The 4,418-nt window shown below is 51.6% G+C and carries 6 protein-coding genes; all 6 read right to left on the bottom strand.

The window, feature by feature from the left end; genetic code table 11:
• Positions 1-113 precede the first annotated feature (113 nt).
• On the bottom strand, positions 114-497 hold the full coding sequence (locus HY768_05590; GenBank protein ID MBI4726682.1) for a hypothetical protein: 384 nt from the start codon (positions 495-497) through the stop codon (positions 114-116).
• Positions 494-1,021 carry a hypothetical protein gene (locus HY768_05585; protein MBI4726681.1) on the bottom strand — a complete coding sequence of 176 codons (528 nt, stop codon included), beginning with the start codon at positions 1,019-1,021 and terminating at the stop codon, positions 494-496. The genes HY768_05590 and HY768_05585 overlap by 4 nt, the downstream gene beginning before the upstream one ends.
• A 292-nt stretch (positions 1,022-1,313) precedes the next feature.
• A complete protein-coding gene (gene pnp / locus HY768_05580) occupies positions 1,314-3,392 on the bottom strand; it encodes a polyribonucleotide nucleotidyltransferase (protein ID MBI4726680.1) in 2,079 nt (692 codons plus the stop codon).
• A gap of 126 nt (positions 3,393-3,518) precedes the next feature.
• Complete coding sequence (rpsO, locus tag HY768_05575) at positions 3,519-3,788, bottom strand: 30S ribosomal protein S15 (protein MBI4726679.1); 270 nt, start codon at positions 3,786-3,788, stop codon at positions 3,519-3,521.
• A 100-nt stretch (positions 3,789-3,888) separates the two neighbouring features.
• Positions 3,889-4,158: a nucleotidyltransferase domain-containing protein gene (locus tag HY768_05570; protein ID MBI4726678.1), complete on the bottom strand. Its 270-nt coding sequence runs from the start codon at positions 4,156-4,158 to the stop codon at positions 3,889-3,891.
• 120 nt (positions 4,159-4,278) lie between these two features.
• A partial coding sequence (locus HY768_05565) for a hypothetical protein (protein ID MBI4726677.1) occupies positions 4,279-4,418 on the bottom strand: 140 nt, incomplete at its 5' end.

The following is a 4,418-nucleotide window of genomic DNA, read 5'->3' as shown; positions in this document are numbered from 1 at the left end:
GTCTTCCAATCGTTTGATCTTATTCATACCGGAAGTTTACCATATTTTTACCGGGGTTGCTATCAAAGAACTCGTTTACTGCCAACTACTTCAGCTCGCCACCAAGCTTGATTTTACCCACTCCTTAGGGAGAAGAGCCAATATAAAGAAGACGGGTTAGTGTTTTTATCCCAATTTGTAAGGTGATATTGGTCTAAAATCGTATTCTCAACCACATCATCCACCTGGAGATATTCTGCAGTCAACGTTGATGAGTTCCACCAAATAACAAGAGGATTGTTCGCCTCCCCAAATGCTGCTATAAATTTACCTTCAGACTCTTGATTTTCCCTGACAAACAATCCAAAATCTTGTTGACAATCATACTCTAAATACCTATATATCTTGGAAACATCCGGGGCAGGCGGGTCTGGTTTTTTGCTGCACGAAATAATACAAACAATAACAACTACAGTTGCTGTTAATAGAATTATTATTTTATTTAAATAAGCCCTCATTTTGCCTCCTGCTCTTTTTTACTCTTTCGCATATTATTTGCTTTGTTCATAATTTTACCAACTTTCGTAAAATTGCCAATTTTCCAAACTTCGCCTTCTTTTACAAAATCTATTTGATCTGCAAAAAGTTCGTTTACATTTCCTCCGGATTCAATTGAACGGGCCATCAACATCATTTTACAATCAACCGTGGCAATATTTCCGCCAATGCTTATTTTTGTGTCGTATATATAAAGCATAGGCTTGTCATCAATCGGCTTATATTGGCTGAAAAAATCCGCAGCGTTTTGCTTCATCTTTGCATGGTCGTTGCCGGATTTGGAATCAGCGTCTTTGTAATCCTTGGAAAAATTATTAATAAACTCATTTGCCTCGCCATGCTGGGCGGCCTGGCGCAAATTGGCTAAAACCATTTGTATCTTTTCCTGTTCCGTCAATTTCCTCAAACGGTTCGGTTTGCCGGCAAATAAAAAACCGGCCGAACAAATCAATATGCAAGCCAAACACAGAATAATTCTTTTCATTTTTAATATCTCCTTGATTGTTTTAACCCCAAAAAACCCAATGTCAGCGTTTTTTACCGGAGACATTAAGGCTTTTTGTTATTTTCAACGTTCTCACCACCCAATATTTATGATATTGTTAAGGGCAGGACTTCACGCGGTTGTTGTCAGGCATGATTAAGATAACACTTTTTACGGTATTTGTCAGAACTATTTTAAAATATTTTGAGATTTTTTGATTAAGCCCTAAAAAACAATGGGCCGGGATCGCTCCCGGCTCATTGTTTAATTCTAAAAATAAATTATCCCGCCATTAACCCAGCGCCTGTTTGCGGGAAAGGCTGTACTTTCCGGTGTCGGGGTCGACTTTGATCAGCTTGACCGTGATGGAGTCGCCCTCTTTGACGATGTCCTCGACTTTGTTAACCCGTGATTTATCCAGCTCCGAGATGTGGACCAGTCCCTCGGTGCCGGGCATGAATTCCACGAAGGCTCCGAAGTTCATGATCTTTACCACTTTGGCCTGGTAAATCCGGCCCATCTCGGCTTCCACCGTCATGGCCTTGATCTTTTCGTAGCAGGCCTGGGCTCCGCCAACGTCCACCGAGGCGATGGTCACCTTGCCGTCGTCGCCGATGTCGATCTTGACCGAGAACTCCTCCTGCAGCGCCCGGATCATCTTGCCGCCCGGCCCGATAATCATTCCGATCTTCTCCACCGGAATATTCAGGGCCAAAATCCGGGGCGCATAGACCGAAATCTCGGCTTTGGGAGCGGAGATGGTCTTCTCCATCTCGCCCAGGATGTGCATCCTTCCCTGGTGGGCCTGGGTCAGGGCCTTCTCCAGTATCTCCTTGTTGAGGCCCTGAACTTTTATGTCTAACTGCAGGGCGGTGATGCCAGCCTTAGTGCCGGCCACTTTAAAGTCCATGTCTCCCAGGTGGTCCTCCAGTCCCATGATGTCGGAAAGGATGGCCACCTTATCCCCCTCCATCACCAATCCCATGGCGATGCCGGCCACCGGCGCCTTGATGGGCACCCCGGCGTCCATCAGCGAGAGCGAGGCTCCGCAGACCGAAGCCATGGAGGACGAGCCGTTGGATTCCAGGATATCGGAGACCACCCGCACCGTGTAGGGGAAAAGGTCCTCGGAGGGGATCACCGGGGCCACCGCCCGTTCGGCCAGGGCGCCGTGCCCGATCTCCCGCCGGCCCGGGCCCCGGATGGGCTTGACCTCGCCCACCGAGAAGGGCGGGAAGTTATAGTGCAGCATGTAGCTTTTGGAGTATTCCCCCTCCAGGTCCTCGATCCGCTGCTCGTCGGAGGCCGTTCCCAGGGTGGTCACCGCCAGGCTCTGGGTCTCGCCCCGGGTAAAGATGGCCGAGCCGTGGGTCCGGGGCAGCACCCCGATCTCGCAGACGATGGGCCGGATCCCGGTCAGGCTCCGCCCGTCGGCCCGCTGGCCCTGGCTCAATATCCGCTCCCGCAGGTCGTGGCTCTGGATCTCCTCCGCCATGGCGTTGATCTGTTTTTCAGTCTCGGGGAATTCCGGCAGCAGGGCAAGGGCGGCCTCCTGGCAGATTTTTTTGATGGCATCCTGCCGTTCTTCCTTGTGGGGCAGAACGTTGGCCGCCTGAATCTTGTCTATGGTCAAAGTTTTGACCTTTTCCAGCAGGGCTTGGTTGACCGGGGCGATCTCCACCTGCCGTTTGGGTTTGCCGCACAGCCCCACCAGCTCCTGCTGCAGGGCGATGATCTGTTTGATGTATTTATGCCCGAACTCTATGGCTTCGATGATCTCGGCCTCCGAGACCTCGCGGGCCCCGGCCTCCACCATGGTGATGGAGTCCTTGCTGCCGGCGATCACGATGTCTATCCGGCTCTGTTCCAGCTGTTGGAAGGTGGGGTTGATGACGTAGCCGTTCTCCGCCTTGCCCACCCGCACCGCGGCGATCGGCCCGGAAAAGGGAATGTCGGAGATGGATAAAGCGGCCGAAGCCCCGGTCAGGCCCAGGATGTCGGCGTCGTTCTCCTGGTCGGCCGAAAGGATCAGGCAGACCACTTGCACTTCGTTCCTGTACCCTTCGGGGAACAAGGGCCTTAAGGGACGGTCGATCAGCCGGGCCGATAGTATTTCCTTGTCCCGGGGCTTTCCCTCGCGCTTGAAGAACCCGCCCGGGATCCGCCCGGCGGCGTAGGCCTGTTCCCGGTATTCCACAGATAAGGGGAAGAAATCTATTCCCTCCCGGGGCTGGTCGGATCCCACAGCGGTCACCAGCGCCACGGTCCCTCCGTAGCGCACTGTCACCGAGCCGTGGGCCTGTTTGGCGATCTTGCCGGTCTCGATGATGAGCTTCCGGCCGCCGATCTCCAGTTCCTTGGTATGAACCATAAAACCTCCTTTTTGTCCCAGGCTCCAAAAAGCCTAAGGCTTCTCCCGGCTTTAAGACCGGAAGGAATTGTTCCGGTTAGGTTAATGACAAGGGGCGATTTTAACCGTAAAATCGCCCCCAAAATTTTACTTCCTTAAATCTAATTTTTCCACTATGGCCCGGTACCGGGCGGCATGGCGCTTGTTGAGATAATCCAGCAGCCGGCGGCGGCGGCCCACCATCATCAGAAGTCCGCGCCGCGAAGCATGGTCCTTCTTGTTGGCCTTTAAGTGTCCGGTCAGCTGGTTGATCCTCTCGGTCAGCAGGGCGATCTGGACCTCGGGGGATCCGGTGTCGCCTTCGTGTTTCTTGTGGGCCGAAATTACGTCCTGCTTCTTTTCCTTGTTCAAAGGCATGGTCTTTCCGTCTCCTAAAAAAGGGGTTGTTTTTGATACGCCGCAACCTGCGAAGAGGGGCAGGCAGGGCAAAGTTAAATGACCTGTAATTATACCCTATTTAAGGCGCATAAGTCAACTGGTAAGCGTTGTAGCGTTGTAAGTGACCGGGCCTGCGGTTATCTGATAGACACGAAATTCGTTTCAATTCACACGCCCACGCGGGGAACATGGCGTTATTATCCCAGGCAACCAGAACATCCACATCGCTTCCGGGCTTTTGCTGCCCCCGGGCATAAGAGCCGAAAACGCCTTTTAGCTCGGCCCTGTATCTTTTCTTTATTTCTTCTTTCGACTCATTTAATATCTGCAAAATATCCTGACGGGTCATAATGTTTTTCCCCTTGCTAGATTGTTGTTGATTAATCCTGTCAAAACAAAAGTCAAATGTCAACAAAAAAGACGCAAGGCTTATTTCCAAACCTTGCGCTATTAAATTCATTCCAAAAGCCTACTTCTTTGCTTTAGCTTTATCCGCCGACTTGCCTGCCCCGTTATAGCGGTGGTCCGCCGCAGCTTTAGCGGAGGTGGAAGCCTTGGCGGCGGCGGACTTCTTTTCTTCTTTGAGCTTGCCCTCTGCCTTGGCAACCT

It is taken from the genome of candidate division TA06 bacterium (assembly GCA_016208585.1).
In the GTDB taxonomy this organism is placed as follows: domain Bacteria; phylum Edwardsbacteria; class AC1; order AC1; family EtOH8; genus UBA5202.
This window is presented reverse-complemented; position numbering and strand designations above follow the sequence as displayed.